Raw genomic sequence first — 18,608 nt, forward strand, 5'->3', positions numbered from 1 at the left:
CTTAATTCCCTTTGTTTTTATCCTTGTTTTTCATGTATTCGTCCATGGCATCCACCACGGTTTTGGAGTAGGCAACCGCCTCCACCACTGTTTTGGCTCCCAGGACCACATCACCGGAGGCAAATATGCCTTCCACCGTGGTTTCTCCGTTGTCCGAGGTCTGAAGCAGCCCGTTTTTTGTGGCCTTCAGACCGTCTGTGGTGTTGACCAGCTTACTCTTTGGTCCCTGGCTGATGGAAATGATCACGGAATCCGCCTTCACCTGCTCTGTTTCTTCAGAGTATCCGGTGATATTCCCCTCCTCATCAAAACACACATCCCGGAACACCGGTCCGTCATCATTGATCTCCACAATACTTTTCCCAAACTCAAACCTGGCTCCGTCCAGCATAGCATACTGGGTCTCATGCAGGCTGGCATCGGAATGCTTTCCCCTTGCGTACATGGTCACATTATGGGATCCCTTGCGGATCACGGTCCTTGCCACATCCATGGCTGAATTGCCCACGCCGATAATGGCCACATTATCCCCCAGGTCATAGGCATCGGGATTGGCAAGGTAATCAATGGCAAAATGAACATTTCCCAGTGACTCCCCCTTTACCCCAAGGGTCTTGGGACGCCAGACGCCAGTTCCGATGAAAATGCTCTCATATCCGTCCCGGAACAGGTCCTTGATCTCCAGTGCTCCGCCAATGGTGGTGTTGGGCCTTATCCTGATCCCTATGGACTGGAGCTTTTTCTTATAACGGTCCAGAATGCTCTTGGGCAGCCGGAATTCCGGGATGCCATACTGCAGTACCCCTCCGATCTTGTCCCTGGAATCAAAGATGGTCACGCTGTACCCCCTCTGGGTCAGCATAATGGCAATGGTGATACCGGCCGGTCCGGCACCGATGACCGCCACCTTTTTTCCGTTCTTAGGTGCACATTCTATGTTGATCCGTTCCAGACAGGTGTCTGATATATAGTTCTCAATACTGCTCACATGGACCGGCTGGCCCTTTCTGCCAAGGACACAATGGCCTTCGCACTGGCGCTCATGGTTACACACCAGGGAACACACCAGGGACATTGGGTTGTTTGCAAACAGCATGGCGCCTGCGTCCTCCAGTCCCCCTTCCTTTAATGCTTTGATCATGGCCGGAATGGGTGTATGGATGGGGCATCCCTGCTGACACATTGGTTTCTTACACTGAAGGCATCTGTTTGCTTCATCAATTACATGAACTGCCATGGCATGGTTCCTCCTCAATCTTGACTTCTGTTTTTTTTGCAGACATCATCATAGCACGGACCGGTGCTTCCTGCAACAGGCCGGGTGTACTTTTTGCAAAACAGCTTGACGGAAAATTAACGGTATTGAAGGCTGCTCTCTGTTTTATTTCCAGAATGTACCATGGCTGCGCACTGCGCAAAAATGCCTCCGGCCAGCCATTTTAAAGGCGGACCAAAGGCATTTTCCTCAGACCAATGGATCGTTAATAATTTCATCAGTTATTTTTTCCAATTCGTATTCCATCCCTTAAACAGGCCGGGATCGTGCCGGGGCATCCCAAAATCATACAGCGGTCCTGGTCTTTCCCAATATGCGGAACACCCCTGTCATCTCCAGGACCTTTGCAGTATTAAAGAATATAAAAGCGTCAATGGGCCACATGATCAGATTTCTGATAATACGCGGGGCCAGGAGCACCATAAATGCCTTTCCATACACAAGAGACAGGCACAGGGTGTTGAGGAACAGGTTGCACACAACAGCCACCACCAGCTGGACGGCCAGCACCCGCCACAGGGTCAGGGGCTTTTTGTAAAGGAAACAGCCGTACAGCAGTCCTTTGAGCATCACGATCAGGGTCAGACCTGGCATAAACGGCCCCATGGGCTTGACCAGGTACTTAAGCACATCCAGGGCTCCTCCAAACATGCCCCCCACCACGGGCCCGAACAGATAGCTTACAAGGGTAACGGGGATCCCGGAAAATCCGATCCTCACCGTATCCGTAATGTAAATGGTCAGCGACCCCAAAACCACTCCTATAGCCGCCATCATGGCGCATACCGTAACGGTCCTGACCTGTCTCATCTCCTGGGATGAGCTGGTAAATAAAGCTGCCAGTTTCTTCATGAACAATTACCTCCTTTGCAGATTTCTCGTACTACAATGGGAGATATCCGACATGTTCCAAACAGGTTCAGGATCATACCTGCACCCAGGTTCCAGACATAAAAAACGGCCTTACAAAACAGCCCTGCATCAGTTTTAATCCTGATCCAAAGCCGCTCTCAGCCGCTCCATCTATCTTCCGTTGCAGCGGGATGCGGCCTATGTACCGCAGGAAACGCAAGTTTCCTTTCGTCCAGCTGACAACTCCCTGTTCAGCCGGCACTTAACGCACATATGCCTACTCTGCTTTCATTATTTTATTTTATTGCTAATGTATACTATACACTATTTTCTTAAATATGCAAGTATATTTTTCAGTACCCTCCGGGGCCCATGACCGTTCCATGGGGATTCCGCCATGCGGGCCCTCTGTCTGCTCCACCCTCTAGGGAGCTTCCCAGTAAAAAATCCCGTCCTCCCTGGAACGGATGGCAAAGTCCTCATCATACAGGTACTCCAGGCAGGAAAAGGTCTTGCTGATCACCATCTTGAGCTTGATAAACTCCGCCTCATCCTTTGGCACGGATTCCATGCCGTAAGCCAGACAGGCCACCTCCTTGGTGGTCATCCTGCGGTGTCCGTGATCCAGAATATGTTTGATCAGGTCTGTCTTATCCAGATAGGCGAACACGATCCGGTTCACCACCCGCTTCACATCCTTGATCGGCTCCTTGTGGGCCGGCAGCACCAGACAGTCCTTATATTCATGCTTAAAATGTTCCAGGGATTCAAAATACCCCTTCAGCAGATGCTCATCCGGGTATGTGGTCCCCACAATGGGCACAATGCCGTCAATGACCTGGTCTGCGCAGAACAGGATCCTGCGTTTTTTTTCATAAAGCCCCATCTGTCCAAAGGTGTGTCCCTTCAGGGGAACGGTCTCAAAATCATATCCGCCGTAGGACAGGATCTGCCCTGCCTTTACCGGTGTATAGGCGAATCCGGGGATCTCAAATTCCCACCCCTTGTTCTCATTCACACGGCGGTTCACCTCCATGAACATGTTCCAGACCTGGGGTGTCCCTGTTTCGGTAACGCCCACTGCCCGCAGCACCTCAGGCTGGTCCTCCTGGGAGCCATGACTGTGGTTATAGTACAGACAGTCATAGCAGTGTCTGTCCTCCTGGGGATTCATGAAAAGCCTGGCCCCACGCTGGGCATACACACTGGCCAGTCCGCAGTGGTCATGGTGCTTGTGGGTCAGGAAAATATCCAGTCTATCATAAGTGATCCCAAGGCTGGCCAGGGCCTCCTCCATGGATTCCAGGCATTGTTGTTTCCTGAACCCGGCATCCACCATCAGGCTGCGCCCCCCGTCCCTGCCCGGAATCAGGAATATTTTTATTTCACTGATACTTTTTTGGTTGCTGTATAACTCCACCTCATAGATTCCCGGTGCGCGTTCCAACATATATGTCACCTGTCCTTTATTCTGTCAATCTTTCATCATCCTGTCTTTGATTTTCCTCTGATCCCTTGGCGGTCCCCATGCCACTAGCGGTCCCCATGCCTTTGGAGGTACTTATATCTTTGGCGGTACTTATGTCTTTGGCGGTACTCATCCTCTTAGCAGTTCTGGCAACAAACCATGCAATGATGATTCCCAGCGCCATGCCAGCCAGCACATCCGTGGGAAAATGCACAAACAGATACATTCTGGAAAATGCGATCAGCACTGCCAGCATCAGGGCGGGAATCCCCCACTTTCTGTTGAACATGAATATAGTCACCCCGCCTTCAAAGCTTACCAGGGTGTGGCCGGAGGGAAATGAATAATCCCTGGGCACCTGGACCAGCAGCTGTACGGTGGGATCCAGCCAGCAGGGACGGTCCCGGGCAATCAGATTCTTTAGGGCGACATTTCCCAACAGGAAACCTATGCCAATGGATACCAGCATACAGGCGCCCATGAGCCTGGTCCTTGGAACAGCAAACAGCACTGCTGCAAGCAGCAGCCAGAATATCCCGTGATCCCCAAGGGATGTGATCAATGTCATAAGGCCATCCACCAGGGGAGTATGCAGATCCTGGAGTAAATATAAAAAACGGAATTCGATATCGTCCACCTCTCTCTGGAATTAATGTCCCCTATTCGTACCATTATATCCCACGCCATATAAATTTGCAATATGTTAATATTTTAACAATTCAGCGGGTTTTCGTCAAAAATCCTTGCTTTTTTGTCAAAGTATGGTAAAATTCCTATCCATAACGTGTTAAATAATGCTTTCTGACAAATATTCCCCGGGGCGGGATGTACAGACGGCAGTAACGATGTTTGAATAAGGGAGAGAATGAGTATGAAAACCGAGAGTGTAAAGGAGTTTCTAAAACGGAAAAATGTTAACATCACTGTCCAGACCTATCTGATCGATGCACTGGGAGCCATGGCCTTCGGCCTGTTTGCCTCCCTGCTCATCGGCACCATATTCGGAACCCTGGGACAACAATTTGACATTGAGATTTTTAATGTGATCGCTGATTATGCCAAAAGCGCCACAGGAGCCGCTCTGGGCATTGCCATTGCCCACGCGCTGAAGGCGCCTCAGCTGGTGCTGTTCTCCGCAGCCACCGTGGGGATTGCGGGCAATACCCTGGGCGGTCCCGTAGGCGCTCTGGTGGCCACCATCATCGCTGCTGAGCTGGGCAAGATCGTCTCCAAGGAAACGCGGCTGGACATCATTGTCACTCCGGGGATCACCATTATCTCCGGCGTACTGGTGGCCCAGTTTGTGGGACCGGGCGTGGCGGGCTTTATGAACTGGTTCGGAAACCTGGTAAAAACAGCCACGGAAATGCAGCCCTTTATCATGGGAATCCTGGTATCCGCCCTGATCGGGGTTGCCCTTACCCTTCCCATCAGCAGCGCTGCCATCTGTATCGCTCTCTCCCTGGACGGACTGGCGGGGGGAGCGGCCACTGCCGGCTGCTGTGCGCAGATGATCGGTTTTGCAGTGATGAGCTACCGCGAAAACAGGGTTGGCGGCCTTATGGCCCAAGGTCTGGGCACCAGCATGCTGCAGATGGGCAATATTGTGCTGAACCCCCGGATCTGGATCCCGCCTACTCTGGCATCCATGATCACAGGCCCTGTTGCAACCGTGGTCTTTGGCCTTAAGAACATCCCGGCGGGCTCCGGTATGGGCACCTGCGGCCTGGTGGGTCCCATCGGCGTCTACACCGCCATGGGAGGCGGCGCCCGGATGTGGCTTGGGATCCTGCTGGTCTGCTTTGTGCTCCCGGCAGTGCTCACCTTTATCTTCGGGGAGATCCTGCGCAGGATGGGATGGATCAAAGAGGGGGATCTGAAGCTGGATCTGTAGGATTGGGGAAACATAGAGCAGGCGGAGCCGACCTGATATATTCATGGTCGGTTCCGCCTGCTTTTTTTATACGCAATCTTTTTGATACGTATTTCGTTCGATCCCTGTTCCGGGAATCTCTGGCCGCCGCGCCCTCAGGGCGTGCCCGCCAGTTCTATACGGATTGATTTCATGGACGGGTCATATTTCCTGTAGGCACATTTCCCGCACATCTTGGCCGCAAAAAGGGCTATGTCCGCCTTGTGGTAGAGTTCGTCAAAGTTGATCCCCTGTTCCGGGATCATGACATAGCCGGCAGAGATAGAGAATGTGATGTCCTTTCCTTCGCCGCGGCGTGTAACGGACATATCATCCACGATCCTGTTCAGCTTTGCCTCTATGTCCTTCTCACTTATGTTCTTGCAAAGGATGATGAACTCGTCACCGCCCATCCTGCACACAATATCCTCACTCCGGAAATAACTTTTAAGCTTTCTTGCATTTTGTACGATCATGGAATCCCCGAAGTCATGGCCGAATACATCATTGGCCATCTTGAAGTTATCCAGGTCAAACATGATAAGGGCTGCCGAGGACCATGCACCCTGTGCCAGATAGGCACGGATGGCCGGCAGGGCGGACTGACGGTTGAGAAGACCGGTAAGGGAATCCGTGGACGCCATTTTTGTCAGCATTTGTTTCTGCAGCTTGTTATCCGTAATGTCCGTACAGTATCCCAGCACCACCAAAGGCGTGCCCTCCTCATCCAGAATGGTTTCCCCCGCAGACCGGAACCATATGAGGGAACCGTCATCCGCTGTTACCGGAAATTCAAAACTCAAGGTTTTGTGGCCCACATTTCTTCGCAGATGCATCATGAAATCCAAAAAGGGCTGCCTGTATTTGTCCAGTATACATGCATTTCTGTCCAGAAGTCCGGTCAGACCCGTCACGGTTTCCCCGTTTGCTTCATCCTGCCTGCAGAGGTATTTTACGAAGTTGGGGCTGGTCACATTAGTGAGGACCAGGCTGTCATCCCTCAGATCCCATTCCCAGCTGTTGATCCCTGCCAGGTGGAGAATCGTCTTCTGCTTTTGGTCCAAAAGATCCAGCTCCTGCCTTTTTTCCTGGATATCCGTCACATCCTTGTAGTTAAAGAGGTAGATGGTCTCATCTGATTCCTGTTTCACGGATCTGGCCTCCGTACGGATCCAGACCTTCTTTTTGTCCGGCCGGATAAAGGCGGATACATGGGTGAACCTTTGTCCGCTGTCTGAAAGACAGCTGATCTTATGAAGAAGTTCCGGAAATCCGTCCCCGTATCCCTGTTCCAGATACCCGCCCTTTGGCAGCATATCCCTGTATTCTTCCTTTGTATACCCCAGCGACCTTGCAAGTCCGTCCGCCATAACCTCATATTCATACCGGCCGTCCCTGGATCTGACAAGGATAAAATCTTCAGGAACATAATCCAGGAGCAGGCGCAGACGCTCACGCAGTGTCACCATCTCCGTGACATCCAGGACCACGCCCTGGAAAAATTCATTTCCCCCGTAACTCATGTACCGTGTCTGGTCAATAACCCATATATAGCCTTTGGCGGATCTCATGCGGTATTCCATGTTGTAAGCCTGTTCGCTGTCAGTGAGTATGTCCACGCCTCTCACCATACGCTCCCGGTCATCGGGATGGACCATATTGATGAACTTGTTGTCAAACAGAAGCCTGATCTCCTCCCTGGTATAGCCAAAGATGTCCAGAAAGCGGTTGCTGATATAGGTAAAATCAAACTCTTTATTTTTAGCGCAGCGGTGGTAACCGCCGGGCATATCATTATTAAGGAAATTCAGCTCCTCATTCTTGCGAAGCAACTCACTGTTGCGCTCAGTTAAGGCCTCCTGGGCTTCCATGGTCTCCGAAATATCCGTACATGCGCTGACAATGGCCAGACGGCCATCCTCCGCCTCAATGACCCGCCCCTTATCAAGGGTCCAGAACCATGAGCCGTCTTTCTTGGGCATCCTGTAGGTGGTGGTGTACTCCAACCCCGGATAATACTCCTGCCCAATGTCCCGGCTCACGCGCTCCCGGTCATCCGGGTGGATGGTATTGAGGACCAGGCCCCGGATCGCCTCCTCCAGTTCCTCAAAGGAGTCATACCCCAGCAGCTTAACCATCTCATAGTTGGCAAAATACAGTGGGAATCCCTCCTCACAGTATCCGCCGATCATGCCTCCCGGGGTCATCTGGGCAAAAATGGATGCCGCGGCCCGCCGGTTCTCCTCTGTGAGCTTCATAAAGGACTCATCCTTTTGGGCAATGTGGACCACAGCGGACAGAGCCCTTTGGGATGCCTCCAGCTTCTGCTCCCTGCGCCGCTGCTCCGTGACATCGGACACCGCTCCATAAAACAGCCTGCGCCCGTCCTGTTCTCTGAGGAAAAAGACCCGCAGGTGCATCCACATATAGGTTCCATCCGCTTTCCTGCGCCTGATATCCCCTTCCGCTCCATTGAGCTGGTTCTCATACGCCTGGGTAAATATTCTTATGGCACGCGGCCTGTCCTCCTCCCGCGTGTCCTGGAGAATGGACCTGCGCTGTGATTCCAGATCCACTGCATTGGTCCCTGTGAGGGCACAGTACTGTTCGTTCACTCTCAAAAGTTCCAGTTCACTGCCCTGAAGCTGGTAGAACGCCACGGCTCCCAGGATATGGTTCATCATGGCATCGCTGGCAATATCCTCCTCAAACATGTCCTTGAGCCGGATACGGTCCATCTGCTTTGCTTTGATCCCCCTGTAATCCATCTGGTCCTCATCTGCCAGAAGGGGTTCAAATACCTCTATGGGCATGGGATGGAAAAAATAATATCCCTGACCATAGGCGCATCCCATACTCTTTAGGAAGTCTATCTGTTCCTTTGTCTCAATCCCCTCCGCGATCATGCGCAGCCCCATAATGTTGGCCAGCCTTGTGACAGCCTCCAGAATCTCCACGCCCTTCCCGGCGGTATCCCCATCCATGTCAAGGAACTTCATATCGATCTTCAGAACATCCACATTCACATCCTTCAGCATGTTAAGTGAGGAATACCCGCTCCCGAAATCATCCATAAGTACGGTGAATCCGGCTTCCCGCAGGGATTCCACCACTCCGGTGATCGCTTCAAATTCTTCCACATAAGCGCTTTCCGTGATCTCCACTTCCAAAAGCCTTGGATCCAGGGAATACGTTTCAACCAGCTTCCTGAAGACATCAGCCACATCCATGGCATAGATATCCATTCGGGATACATTTACAGAAATAGGGACGGCGCGGTGCCCCCTGTCGATCCAGCTTCGCATCCTCCTGCATACCTCCTCCCAGAGGTACAGATCCAGCTTGGAGATCAGCCCGTTGTTCTCCAGAACAGGCAGGAAATCCCCGGGAGGGATCATCCCCCGCACCGGATGGTTCCAGCGCACCAGGGCTTCCAGCCCCACGATCTTGCCCGTGCTCAGATTGCACTTGGGCTGACCGTAAAAGGTAAACTCCCCATGTTCCAGCCCCTTCTGGACCTCAGAAAGGAGCTTGTGGTTTTCCTCCATCTGCCGCATCATGCGGCTGTCATACCGGCAGGCCCGCTGGGCATAGCTGCCCTTTACCGATGACAGGGCAATGCAGGCCCGGTCATACATGGTGCTGATGGACAGGCTTTTATCCTCTATTCCATAAACACCAAAGGCAGGGAGAAATCCTGCCGTACCGCCGCACTGCCTTACATATTCCATGATCCGCTTTTGCAGCTGCCCGACAGCATCCTCCTCATCGGGAAGGATGATGACAAAATCATCTCCCCCCATGTAGCCCGCCATGCCGCCGTACTGGTCCTGTATATCCCTTAAATGGCCTCCCACCCGGGCCAGAAGCCGGTCCCCCTCCTCCTGTCCGTACCACTCGTTAAACAGCTTAAAATGCTCAATATCAACCGCCACCAGGCAATAACCGCCACAGGCTTTAAGGACAAACTCCCCGGCCCGCTTAAAAAACACGGTGCGCCTGTAAAGACCGGTGAGCTGGTCCATGTCCGTGCCCTGGGAAAGGGACTTCTTCATCTCCTCCTCCCGGCGCTTCTGCTCACTGATATCCTGGATAAAGCACATGAGGATGTCCTCATCATCTCCCCCCTGATTCAGGGGAACCGCTATCTGGGCCACCCAGCAGTAAGATCCGTCCGTCCTCTTTTTCCTGAACTGTCCCTTTAAGACCGAACTCCCGTTCCGGACCCCATGCTTTAAAAACTCTTTTATCCTTTTCGCATCCCAGAACTCCCTGAACGCCCGGGCGTCATCCGGATGGATCATATAACTCCCCACATCCTCAAGCATCCTGTCCAGGGGGCCCTCCGTATGGGGGATCATATACTTGTTCTCCACATGGTACAGTATCTTATAGGAATTCCTGGTAAAATTCAGTTCAAACAGCTCATCATACGCAGACATATTGGTCAGATTATAGAACAGGTTTTTATTTCCCTCATAAATTTCACGGACCAGCACCATATTGCAGGTGCCTTTTCCGGGCCAGTCTATCTTACCCGTTCCCACCTCCAGCCATTTTTGCACTACCTTATTGTAGAATACCACAGCGGATCCGTCCCTTTTGCTGAAGGGACATTCCTCACAAGGCCTGCTTTCCTGGCACAGCTTCTCATAACAAAGATCCCCGCACTGTAGCTCGGGAAATTTCTCCTGCAGGGTGGAATTATAATGAACGATCCGGTAATTATCATCAATAATGTAAATGCTGGTTTCATTACTGCATTTCATGGTGTTCATGCATGACCTCTTTTCTGCAATCTGCTGACACATATAACCCTATTATATTATTTTTTTCATGTATCCGTCAACCAAAGAATGGAATTGCGGACAGACATATAGGTGCACAAAAGGGACTTCCGGCCTTTACAGCCGGAAGTCCCCTGGTTCAACCTGTCACAGTGCCGCCTCAGAGTGCTCTTTCAGATGGTTTAATATACATTTTTTATATTCCAGAAATGCTTCCGTCACATGGAAATCCCCTGATCTGGGTTTTGGCTCCCTGACCACGATCTCACCTGTGATCCTGCCCGGCTTTCCTGTGAGCAGGTAAATACGGTCGGACAGCAGCACTGCCTCATCAATATCATGGGTGATAAACAAGGTTGACAGGCGGATCTGCTCCAACACATTCAGGTACCAGCTGTGGACCGACTGCTTGGTCAGCATGTCCAGCGCTGAAAAGGGCTCATCCAAAAGGGCCACGCTGCCTGAAAAGAGGTAGGTCCGAAGGAGCGCGGCCCGCTGGCGCATGCCGCCTGAGAGCTGGGCCGGGTATTTTTTCTGTGTACCCTCCAGTCCGAACTGGGCAAAATATCCTCCCGCCTCCTGCCTGGCCTCTTTCTTTTTCATGCCCTTTATAATAAGCGGAAGGGCCACGTTGTCCTCGATCGTACGGAAAGGAAACAGCAAATCCTTCTGCAGCATATAGCTGACCCGTCCCGGGCATCCTGTGATATCCTCTCCCTCCATCAATACACGCCCCTTGTCCGGGGTACTTAAACCGGCTATGATATTGAACAGGGTGGTTTTTCCTCCCCCGCTGATCCCCAGGAGGGAAACCAGTTCCCCTTTATTAAGCTCAATGGAAATGTCCTGGATAACCGGCTCCCCGTCAAAGGATTTGGACACCCCTTCCACCTTTAATTGTACCATCTGTTCCTCCTTGCCCCAGGGGCGCATTTCAGGGCGGCGTCTTAACAGCCGCCCTGCTGGATCTCCTCACACATGTCAGGGCAGATAATCATTGGAAAAACCTGTGTTTTCCTCAATGGGCGTTTCCACAAGCCCCTTTTCATTCAGCCAGCTGTAATACCCATTCCACCGGTCCGGTGAAATATACCCCCACCGCTCCGCATCTGCCTGGTACTGATCCGCCAGGTAGATCTGGCTTGCCTTTACAAGTTCAGGATCCAGCTCAGGGGCGGCCTTGCAGAGAATGTCCGCAGCTTCCTCAGGTTCCTTAACGGCATCCTGATAACCTTTACTCACCGCTTCCATGAACGCCCTGACCGTATCAGGTTCTTGTTCCAGGAAATCATTATTGGCAATGATGACCGGGGTATAAAAATCAAATACAGGATTCAGGTCCGCAAATGCAAAATAATCCGTTTCCAACCCCTCGATCTCTGTCTTTACGCCGGCCCACGCATAGAAGATCCAGATAGCGTCCACTGATTTTGTCTTAAGGGCCGTAACCTCGTCTGTTACCATACTGGGAATCAGCTGTACTTTGCTGAAATCACCGCCGTCCACCTCCATCACGTCCTGGATGGTGGCTTTTTCTATGGGCAGATCCCATGTGGCATATTTCATGCCTTCCAGCCCTTTGGGCCTGTCCATCCCTTCCCCCTTGCGGGAAATGATGCCGGATGTGTTGTGCTGGATAACAGCTGCCACCGCAGTCACGGGCAGCCGGGTATCCCCTGAAAACGCAGGCGCCAGGCTGTCCTGGAAGGACATTGCAAACTGTGCCTTGCCTGAGGCAACCAAAACCTCAGCTCCGTTTTCCGGCGGCTGCACAATGCTTACCTCCAGTCCTGCATCTTTAAAATATCCTTTTTCCTCCGCCACATAAATTCCTGTGTGGTTGGTATTAGGCGTCCAGTCCAGTACAAAGGTGATCTCCTTTGGCGGACCCTCCGCCTGCCCGGACGTCTCCTCTCCTGCCTGATCTTTATCCGGTGCCGCTTCCTGCCCGGATGGCGCCGCTTCCTGTCCTGATGAGGCTGCCTCCTGTCCGGGTGACGTCTTCTCCTGACCGGACGGGGCCGCGCATCCTGACAGCATGATTACAAGCACAGCCGCCCCAAGGACTCCTGCGTATCTTTTTTTCTTCATATTCTCCTCCTGAATCCTACTGTGTGCTCTCGAAGATTCCGAAAGTACACTACTCTATCCAACTAATTCTTAACGTTTTTCCCAGGGCATGCACTTTTTCTGAAGCAGCTCCACCAGCCACATAAGCAGCAGGCTGATCATTGAAATAAGAAAGATCACTGCAAACATTTTATCAAATGAAAATGCCTTTCTGACCCGTGTCATGTACACGCCCAGTCCGCCGAATCCCCCCAGCCATTCTGAGATCACGGCGCCTACCACTGCATAGGATGCTGAAATCCTGAGACTGGAAAAAAACTGGTTCAGCGCTCCGGGAAGCTTAAGGTAACGGAATATCTGCATACGGCCCGCCCCCATTGCCCGAAGAAGGTTCACTGCGTCCGGATCAGCGGACTTAAAACCTGTGAGAAGTCCCACGGTGATAGGAAAAAACGTTGTGATGACAATAAGTATGACTTTGGGCGTCATCTCATACCCGAACCACAGCACTAAAAGCGGAGCCATGGCCACAGCCGGAACCGTCTGGGTCAGGACGATCAGGGGATAGAATGCCTTATATGCCTGCTCAAACCGGTCCATCAGTACTGCGGCAAAAAATCCGGTTGCAATTCCAAATCCAAGGCCCAGGGCTGCCTCCGTCAAAGTAATCCTGGCATTGTCCATCAGAGCAGGAAACTCGCTCACAAAGGTACGCGCCACATGGACAGGCGAGGGCAGCATAAAGCCCTCTATGATTCCCATGGACACGGCAGCCTGCCACAATATGAGTATGGTGACAATGGCCGAACAGGACCAGAATTTACCTGTGGTGTTTTGTAACTTTCTTTTCAATGGTAAGCACATCTCCTTCAGGGCGGTAGGATACCTTGATATATGCCGCCACGGATGGCGCACCTGCCCTGACGGCAATGTGCTGGCACTCTTTCACAATATCCATAAGCTGGTCATAGTCGCCTTCAATGGCCGTCTCAAACGGTCCTACATAATAGTTTAACCCGGTGCTTTTGATATAATCAATGACCTGGTCCACAATGCGGATCAGCTCCTCATCGTTCTCTGCTTCCGGTAATGTCTGAATTGCTACACTTGCGTTCATAATTCTCTCCTTTTCTCTTATTGTCCCATAGGATGCTCCAACAGAACAGAATATAAAAATCCCGCCAGGACAATCCTGGCGGGACATCACAGACATGGTCTGAATACTCCCTACGCTGGCATTATCCAGATCAGGTGTCAGGGTTCGGAAACCTAAGTCCCATCTCAGCCAAGCAAGCCCAGCACCCCTCTTGATTTTCTTGCTTCAGTATACTACCCGTGATATTAAAAGTCAATATATGCCATTTAATATATTATATCCCCGCTTTTATCTCCTCAGTTTGAAGATCACCATGGTCAGTGATCCCTCCGGGCCGGGAAGAGGACTGTTATAGGTCAAAGTAAATGTGGTCTCCTCCGGAACTGCAATGATAAAGGAGACAGATCCCACCGCACTGGACCGTCCTTCCCCGGTCATGAAATAGATCCCATATTCAATATGAGGTCCGCCGTTATAGGACGGCGTGATCTGCATATATGTCTTTTCAGAATACAGTACGGTCACCTCATAAAAAATGGAGTAATATCCTGGCTGGAGAGTGATATGGGTGGGATCGGTCAGCACAATATTACCTGTGTCGTCCGCCACGCCAATTCCCATGGGTATCTGCTGTGCATTGACATACAGTGCCGCAAAATTGATAAAGGAAGCAAATATGTCGTTGGGTACCACACCGGTGGGGCCGGTAGGACCGGTGACACCAGTAGCGCCTGCAGGTCCGGTGGCTCCTGTTGGGCCTGTTATTCCCGCAGGACCTGTATCTCCCTGATTTCCCTGAGGGCCGGCAGGTCCCTGAGGGCCGGTGGCTCCCGATGGTCCCTGGGGGCCGGTGATCCCCGGGTTTCCCTGTGGTCCCGCAGGCCCCTGGAGTCCCTGAGGGCCGGTGGGACCGGCCGCCCCCTGAGGGCCGGTGGCTCCCGTGTTCCCCTGGGGGCCGGCAGGTCCCTGGGCGCCTATGGGTCCCATAACCCCGGTACTGCCGGTAGCGCCTGTTGCCCCTGTTGCTCCCTGGGCGCCGGTGGGTCCAACCTCACCTCTGAACCCCATGGGTCCCTGAAGGCCCTGGGGGCCGGTAACTCCCTGAGGCCCGGCTGCTCCCTGGGGGCCGGTGGCTCCCTGAGGCCCGGCTGCTCCCCGGGGGCCGGTGGCTCCCTGAGGCCCGGCTGGTCCCCGGCAGCAGCACCAGTCATTGCATCTGCATCCGCTGCCGCATCCATTTCCGCTATTGCACCCACTTCCGCTGCCGCAGCCTTTTTTGCCGCATCCATTTCCATTGCTACATTCATTTATATCGTCTTGATACATCGTACTCTCCCCTTCACATAGATTACAAAGCAAATGCACTTCCGGATCGTTCCGGCAGTGCATTGCGTTCGTTACTTTTATTATATGCACGTCTGAGTTCCCCGTTAATCCAGGGCGTACATAAGGGGAGTGCCCATTCCCGGGGGCAGCGTCTCCAGACTGCTAACAATTCCCTATAAACACATGCTTAAGGGATTTACGGGCAGTCTCTGCCAGGGAATAGACCGTACGGATATCAGTAGCCCCCCGGTCCGTCATCTTCCACCTTGGGAAAAACCGTGTGATATGGAGGGGAATGTCCGAACTGATCCCACCAACCCAGGAGGCCAGCTCCTTAATCTCCTGTTCTGAATCATTTTCCCCCGGCACGATCAGGGTGGTGAGTTCCACATGGCAGGCTTCAGCCGCCCGCTGGATGAAATGCCGGACCGTCCCCAAATCTCCGCCCAGCTTTGCGTAAAACTGGTCCGTAAACCCCTTCAGGTCAATATTCATGGCATCGGTAAGGGGCAGGATCTCATCCAGAACCGGGTCCGTCACACTTGCATTGGTTACAATCACATTCTTCATCCCGGCTGCCCTGATAAAACGGGCCGTGTCACGCACATATTCCCATCCCACCAAAGGCTCATTGTATGTGTATGCCACTCCTATATTTCCCCGGGGCCTTAGGGCCTGGGCCCGGGCAGCCAGTTCCCCCGGCTCTATATAAGCCGCTTCGCTTTCCCCCTCCCCGGCCATGGATATCTCATGATTTTGGCAGAAGGGACATCTCAGATTGCATCCGAAACTTCCGGCCGACAAAATCATGGTTCCCGGACAAAACATGGCAAGAGGCTTTTTTTCAATGGGATCCAGAGCCAGGGAAGTGATCTTCCCATAATTTACAGGTATGATCCTCTCCCCCGTATTCTTCCTGGCCCGGCAGAACCCGGTCTGTTCCCTGTCCAGTTCACAATGGTGCATACACACATCACATCTGATCTTCATCCCTTATCACCATGCCTTATGACCTGGAACCGCTCCAGCCTGACATCCATATCATCCGCATCGATTCCGGCTTTCTGTTTCGCGATCTCCAGCTGCTCCTCCACTGTGTCCACACCGTCCAGATTTGGCAGAAGCAGGCCGCGTCTCTGCCCTTTGGTGACAATGACCCCGTAATGCTTTACGTCCAGTTCCTCCGTTCCGCTTATGGGCTGTGTCTCTCCCAAAACATCCACACTGTACACAAGGCGGCACAGCTCTTCCTCCATTACGGATGGGAACCTTGGATCATGGATCCCGGCGCTTACCGCGTTCTGTATGATTTCCTCAGCCACATTCCGGCACACAGGGCCAATGGTGCCGATGCACCCCCGCAATGCGCCGTTCTTATGAATGGACACAAACGTCCCAGCCCTGGTGTCCAGCATCTCCTCAGGCAGTTCATCTTTAACCGTATCCAGGGAAATCATCCTTCTTGTGCGCACATAGTGTTCCAGGGATCTTCTTGCAAGGGATACATAGGCGTCCTCCCCATCCTGCATCTGCCTGCATCTCTCCTGTTCAGCCGCCTCGTACTCCTTGAGGAAATGGCGGCTTTTATCTTTTCCTTTCACCATAAAGGTACAAATGCCGTATCCCACTCCAAAGGGGCCCTGATAGGTCAGGCGTCTGGACTCTACAGCCATGCCGTCCATGGCCCCCGCCATCATGGTAAAGCTTCTGTGGCCGCATTCCCCAGCCTTTTCACAGAATTCTTCCTTAAACTCCAAAAGCTGTCCAAACCGGGCATTCCCCATAATCTCCATGATCCGTTGGTCATACTCCGGCCCCTGGGCGCTGTACCCGTAAGGTCCGTCCCCTTTCAGCTTATGGGACAGATCTCCGCTGGCTATGATTACCACTCTCCGCCCCAGACGTGAGACTGCTTTTTCGATCAGCTGTCCGGCCTTGTAATGATCCGCAAAAGGCAGACCGGAACCACCTATGCGGACCAGCCTGTAATCCCTGTAGTGCTGGTTCACAAAAAACAGCGGTACCATGGTTCCATGATCCAGAGTCCTGTCCCGTTCCCCCTCCGTTCCCATGGGAAAATCCGCTTCATCCGCCAGACTGCGCAGTTCCTTTACCAGCTCCCTGTCATATTCAACCTCCACGGCTTCCTGAGGCGCAAGAAACTGACCGAAATCTCCCCTGGCTCCCCTTCCCGGGGAAATGTGAAAGTAATCCCCATACATTACCGCGTGAGGCGACAGCATCACAATGGTCTCGGGCCGGGATTGCGCCACCAGAAGGGCTGCCTCATGATATGCCTGGACGGTATCCCTGATCAACAGTTCCTGCCCCCTGCCAACAGCCGGTACGATAAGCGGCGGATGGGGCACCATAATTCCTGATATGATAGCCATGTTCTCTCTCCTTCCTTAGTCATGTCCTAAGTTAAGTATAGCATTCCCCATCTCATTTAAAAAGGGTCAATCTTACAGCGCGATCCACAGCAGAACGGCCAAAAAAGCCAAATTTACCGCCGTGAACCAGGCCAGATACCTGCCTCTGTACATGGGGTACAGCCTGGCTATATATTTATAGGAAATAAGACTGGCCATGGATGCGATCAGGGTGCCCAGACCGCCCAGATTCGTCCCCACTATAAGGCATTCCCATCTGTCTGTGAACCCTGACAGCAGCAGGGCTGCGGGCACATTGCTCAGCACCTGGCTGGCTGCCACGGCGGTAAGGATCTCCCTGCCGTTTAAGATATCCTCCAGCATACGGCAGAATGCGGGGACACGCCCCATATTTCCAATAAAGATAAAAAATGCCCCAAAGGTCGCCAACAGGGAATAGTCCACGGCCTGCAGCAGGCTTCTGTCTCCCATCCACACTGCCGCCAGGACAAGGATGAGAAGAAGCTGCCACGGCAGCATATGAGCCACACAGCATATGGACAGCCCAAAGAGGGCCGTGTATGTAAAAAGCGGTCCCAAGGGCAGCTTTTCCCCGGGACATGTTTTCCCTTCCCTGCATTCTTCTCCCCGTTTAAGTCCCCTGAATAATCTTCCCACAATGATCAGACCTATTCCCAGCAGCGCAAAGGATGCCAATGTATAAGGCATCATAAGGCCCACAAAATCCAGGGCCGGTATCCCGGCCCTGGAATACAGATACAGATTCTGGGGATTTCCAACAGGTGTCATCATGCTGCCCAGATTCGCCCCAATGGTTTGAAGCAGGACCACGGGCACCACCATGGCCTCCATGCCCGCCATTTTAAGTACAGTGATCCCAAATGGCACAAATGTGATAAGCGCCACATCATTGGTGATGATCATGCTGAAAAAGAAGCACAGATACACCAGCACGGCCGCCACACAGCCTGCCCGGCTGACCCTTCCCAGCAGTTTTCCGCCGGCTGCCCGAAACACCCCCAGCCGGTTAAAGCCGGCCATGACCGTCATAAGGCAAAACAGCAGCCCCATGGTCCTGTAATCCATGTACGCCAGATACTCTTTGTCCGGTTTCACCAACACCATGGATACCAGTGCCAAAACAATGGCTGCGCTGAGCACTGTTTCCTTTTTTGCAAACGCTTTTATCCGCTTCATACCATATGTCCCCATCCTTTGTTGTTTCATTCGATTGTTCCATCCGGTCCCCCTCAGGATTCCAGCCATAGGAATAATATCACCTATGGGAGAAAGAATCAATGAAGAATAATGAATCCTGCTCCAGGATTCTCCGCCTGCAGCGGGCCGCTTCAGCGGCATTTTCCCTTCCGCCGCAGTGCGGTTTCCGCGGAGCGTTTTTTATATCATAGGGAATTCCAGAGAATTTTC

General features: G+C 52.5%; 14 protein-coding genes, 1 pseudogene and 2 riboswitches. Of the genes and pseudogenes, 1 reads left to right on the top strand and 14 read right to left on the bottom strand.

What is annotated here, in order from left to right; genetic code table 11:
• Position 1: 1 nt before the first annotated feature.
• From ABID13_RS13000 to ABID13_RS13020, 5 genes and pseudogenes are all read right to left on the bottom strand, one after another.
• A complete protein-coding gene (locus ABID13_RS13000; protein WP_048930761.1) occupies positions 2 to 1,237 on the bottom strand; it encodes an NAD(P)-dependent oxidoreductase in 1,236 nt (411 codons plus the stop codon).
• Between the two features lie 116 nt (positions 1,238 to 1,353).
• On the bottom strand, positions 1,354 to 1,494 hold the full coding sequence (locus tag ABID13_RS13005; protein WP_156200172.1) for a hypothetical protein: 141 nt from the start codon (positions 1,492 to 1,494) through the stop codon (positions 1,354 to 1,356).
• Between the two features lie 67 nt (positions 1,495 to 1,561).
• Positions 1,562 to 2,128, bottom strand: coding sequence for a folate family ECF transporter S component (locus ABID13_RS13010; protein ID WP_007867806.1), 567 nt, complete (start codon positions 2,126 to 2,128; stop codon positions 1,562 to 1,564).
• Between the two features lie 182 nt (positions 2,129 to 2,310).
• Positions 2,311 to 2,415, bottom strand: a riboswitch (THF riboswitch).
• A gap of 137 nt (positions 2,416 to 2,552) precedes the next feature.
• The gene (locus tag ABID13_RS13015) at positions 2,553 to 3,578 is read right to left on the bottom strand and encodes an MBL fold metallo-hydrolase (protein WP_048930762.1); all 1,026 of its coding nucleotides are present in this window, start codon (positions 3,576 to 3,578) and stop codon (positions 2,553 to 2,555) included.
• A 133-nt stretch (positions 3,579 to 3,711) separates the two neighbouring features.
• A pseudogene (locus tag ABID13_RS13020) lies at positions 3,712 to 4,233 on the bottom strand (phosphatase PAP2 family protein); the annotation flags it as partial.
• A 234-nt stretch (positions 4,234 to 4,467) separates the two neighbouring features.
• On the opposite strand from ABID13_RS13020, the gene ABID13_RS13025 reads away from it, so the two are divergent.
• Entirely contained in the window at positions 4,468 to 5,490 is a 1,023-nt protein-coding gene (locus ABID13_RS13025) for a PTS sugar transporter subunit IIC (RefSeq protein WP_048930763.1), read from the top strand.
• Between the two features lie 134 nt (positions 5,491 to 5,624).
• Here ABID13_RS13025 and ABID13_RS13030 read toward each other — a convergent pair whose 3' ends face one another.
• From ABID13_RS13030 to ABID13_RS13070, 9 genes are all read right to left on the bottom strand, one after another.
• Complete coding sequence (locus ABID13_RS13030) at positions 5,625 to 10,286, bottom strand: EAL domain-containing protein (RefSeq protein ID WP_048930764.1); 4,662 nt, start codon at positions 10,284 to 10,286, stop codon at positions 5,625 to 5,627.
• 156 nt (positions 10,287 to 10,442) lie between these two features.
• Positions 10,443 to 11,201, bottom strand: coding sequence for an ABC transporter ATP-binding protein (locus ABID13_RS13035; RefSeq protein WP_007867817.1), 759 nt, complete (start codon positions 11,199 to 11,201; stop codon positions 10,443 to 10,445).
• Between the two features lie 75 nt (positions 11,202 to 11,276).
• The gene (locus ABID13_RS13040; RefSeq protein WP_048930765.1) at positions 11,277 to 12,386 is read right to left on the bottom strand and encodes an ABC transporter substrate-binding protein; all 1,110 of its coding nucleotides are present in this window, start codon (positions 12,384 to 12,386) and stop codon (positions 11,277 to 11,279) included.
• Between the two features lie 69 nt (positions 12,387 to 12,455).
• Positions 12,456 to 13,217 (bottom strand): ABC transporter permease, encoded by a 762-nt coding sequence (locus ABID13_RS13045; RefSeq protein WP_007867822.1) that lies wholly within the window; start codon positions 13,215 to 13,217, stop codon positions 12,456 to 12,458.
• Positions 13,186 to 13,482 carry a thiamine-binding protein gene (locus ABID13_RS13050; protein ID WP_007867824.1) on the bottom strand — a complete coding sequence of 99 codons (297 nt, stop codon included), beginning with the start codon at positions 13,480 to 13,482 and terminating at the stop codon, positions 13,186 to 13,188. The genes ABID13_RS13045 and ABID13_RS13050 overlap by 32 nt, the downstream gene beginning before the upstream one ends.
• Positions 13,483 to 13,571: 89 nt before the next feature.
• A riboswitch (TPP riboswitch) is annotated at positions 13,572 to 13,681 on the bottom strand.
• 68 nt (positions 13,682 to 13,749) lie between these two features.
• A complete protein-coding gene (locus tag ABID13_RS13055; RefSeq protein WP_048930766.1) occupies positions 13,750 to 14,787 on the bottom strand; it encodes a collagen-like protein in 1,038 nt (345 codons plus the stop codon).
• A gap of 162 nt (positions 14,788 to 14,949) precedes the next feature.
• The gene (gene amrS, locus ABID13_RS13060) at positions 14,950 to 15,777 is read right to left on the bottom strand and encodes an AmmeMemoRadiSam system radical SAM enzyme (protein ID WP_007867830.1); all 828 of its coding nucleotides are present in this window, start codon (positions 15,775 to 15,777) and stop codon (positions 14,950 to 14,952) included.
• Entirely contained in the window at positions 15,774 to 17,180 is a 1,407-nt protein-coding gene (gene amrA, locus ABID13_RS13065; protein WP_045093129.1) for an AmmeMemoRadiSam system protein A, read from the bottom strand. Before amrA ends, amrS begins: the two co-directional genes overlap by 4 nt.
• A gap of 72 nt (positions 17,181 to 17,252) precedes the next feature.
• The gene (locus ABID13_RS13070; RefSeq protein ID WP_048930819.1) at positions 17,253 to 18,377 is read right to left on the bottom strand and encodes an SLC13 family permease; all 1,125 of its coding nucleotides are present in this window, start codon (positions 18,375 to 18,377) and stop codon (positions 17,253 to 17,255) included.
• Positions 18,378 to 18,608: the final 231 nt, after the last annotated feature.

The sequence above is a fragment of the Enterocloster citroniae genome (genome assembly GCF_040545455.1).
GTDB classification, from domain to species: domain Bacteria; phylum Bacillota; class Clostridia; order Lachnospirales; family Lachnospiraceae; genus Enterocloster; species Enterocloster citroniae.

What these genes read in the sequence shown, in the direction of transcription:
- ABID13_RS13000 (WP_048930761.1), bottom strand. Translation starts at nt 1,237, where the DNA reads ATGGCAGTTCATGTAATTGATGAAGCAAACAGATGCCTTCAGTGTAAG.
- ABID13_RS13005 (WP_156200172.1), bottom strand. Translation starts at nt 1,494, where the DNA reads ATGAAATTATTAACGATCCATTGGTCTGAGGAAAATGCCTTTGGTCCG.
- ABID13_RS13010 (WP_007867806.1), bottom strand. Translation starts at nt 2,128, where the DNA reads ATGAAGAAACTGGCAGCTTTATTTACCAGCTCATCCCAGGAGATGAGA.
- ABID13_RS13015 (WP_048930762.1), bottom strand. Translation starts at nt 3,578, where the DNA reads ATGTTGGAACGCGCACCGGGAATCTATGAGGTGGAGTTATACAGCAAC.
- ABID13_RS13025 (WP_048930763.1), top strand. Translation starts at nt 4,468, where the DNA reads ATGAAAACCGAGAGTGTAAAGGAGTTTCTAAAACGGAAAAATGTTAAC.
- ABID13_RS13030 (WP_048930764.1), bottom strand. Translation starts at nt 10,286, where the DNA reads ATGAACACCATGAAATGCAGTAATGAAACCAGCATTTACATTATTGAT.
- ABID13_RS13035 (WP_007867817.1), bottom strand. Translation starts at nt 11,201, where the DNA reads ATGGTACAATTAAAGGTGGAAGGGGTGTCCAAATCCTTTGACGGGGAG.
- ABID13_RS13040 (WP_048930765.1), bottom strand. Translation starts at nt 12,386, where the DNA reads ATGAAGAAAAAAAGATACGCAGGAGTCCTTGGGGCGGCTGTGCTTGTA.
- ABID13_RS13050 (WP_007867824.1), bottom strand. Translation starts at nt 13,482, where the DNA reads ATGAACGCAAGTGTAGCAATTCAGACATTACCGGAAGCAGAGAACGAT.
- ABID13_RS13055 (WP_048930766.1), bottom strand. Translation starts at nt 14,787, where the DNA reads ATGTATCAAGACGATATAAATGAATGTAGCAATGGAAATGGATGCGGC.
- amrS (WP_007867830.1), bottom strand. Translation starts at nt 15,777, where the DNA reads ATGAAGATCAGATGTGATGTGTGTATGCACCATTGTGAACTGGACAGG.
- amrA (WP_045093129.1), bottom strand. Translation starts at nt 17,180, where the DNA reads ATGGCTATCATATCAGGAATTATGGTGCCCCATCCGCCGCTTATCGTA.
- ABID13_RS13070 (WP_048930819.1), bottom strand. Translation starts at nt 18,377, where the DNA reads ATGAAGCGGATAAAAGCGTTTGCAAAAAAGGAAACAGTGCTCAGCGCA.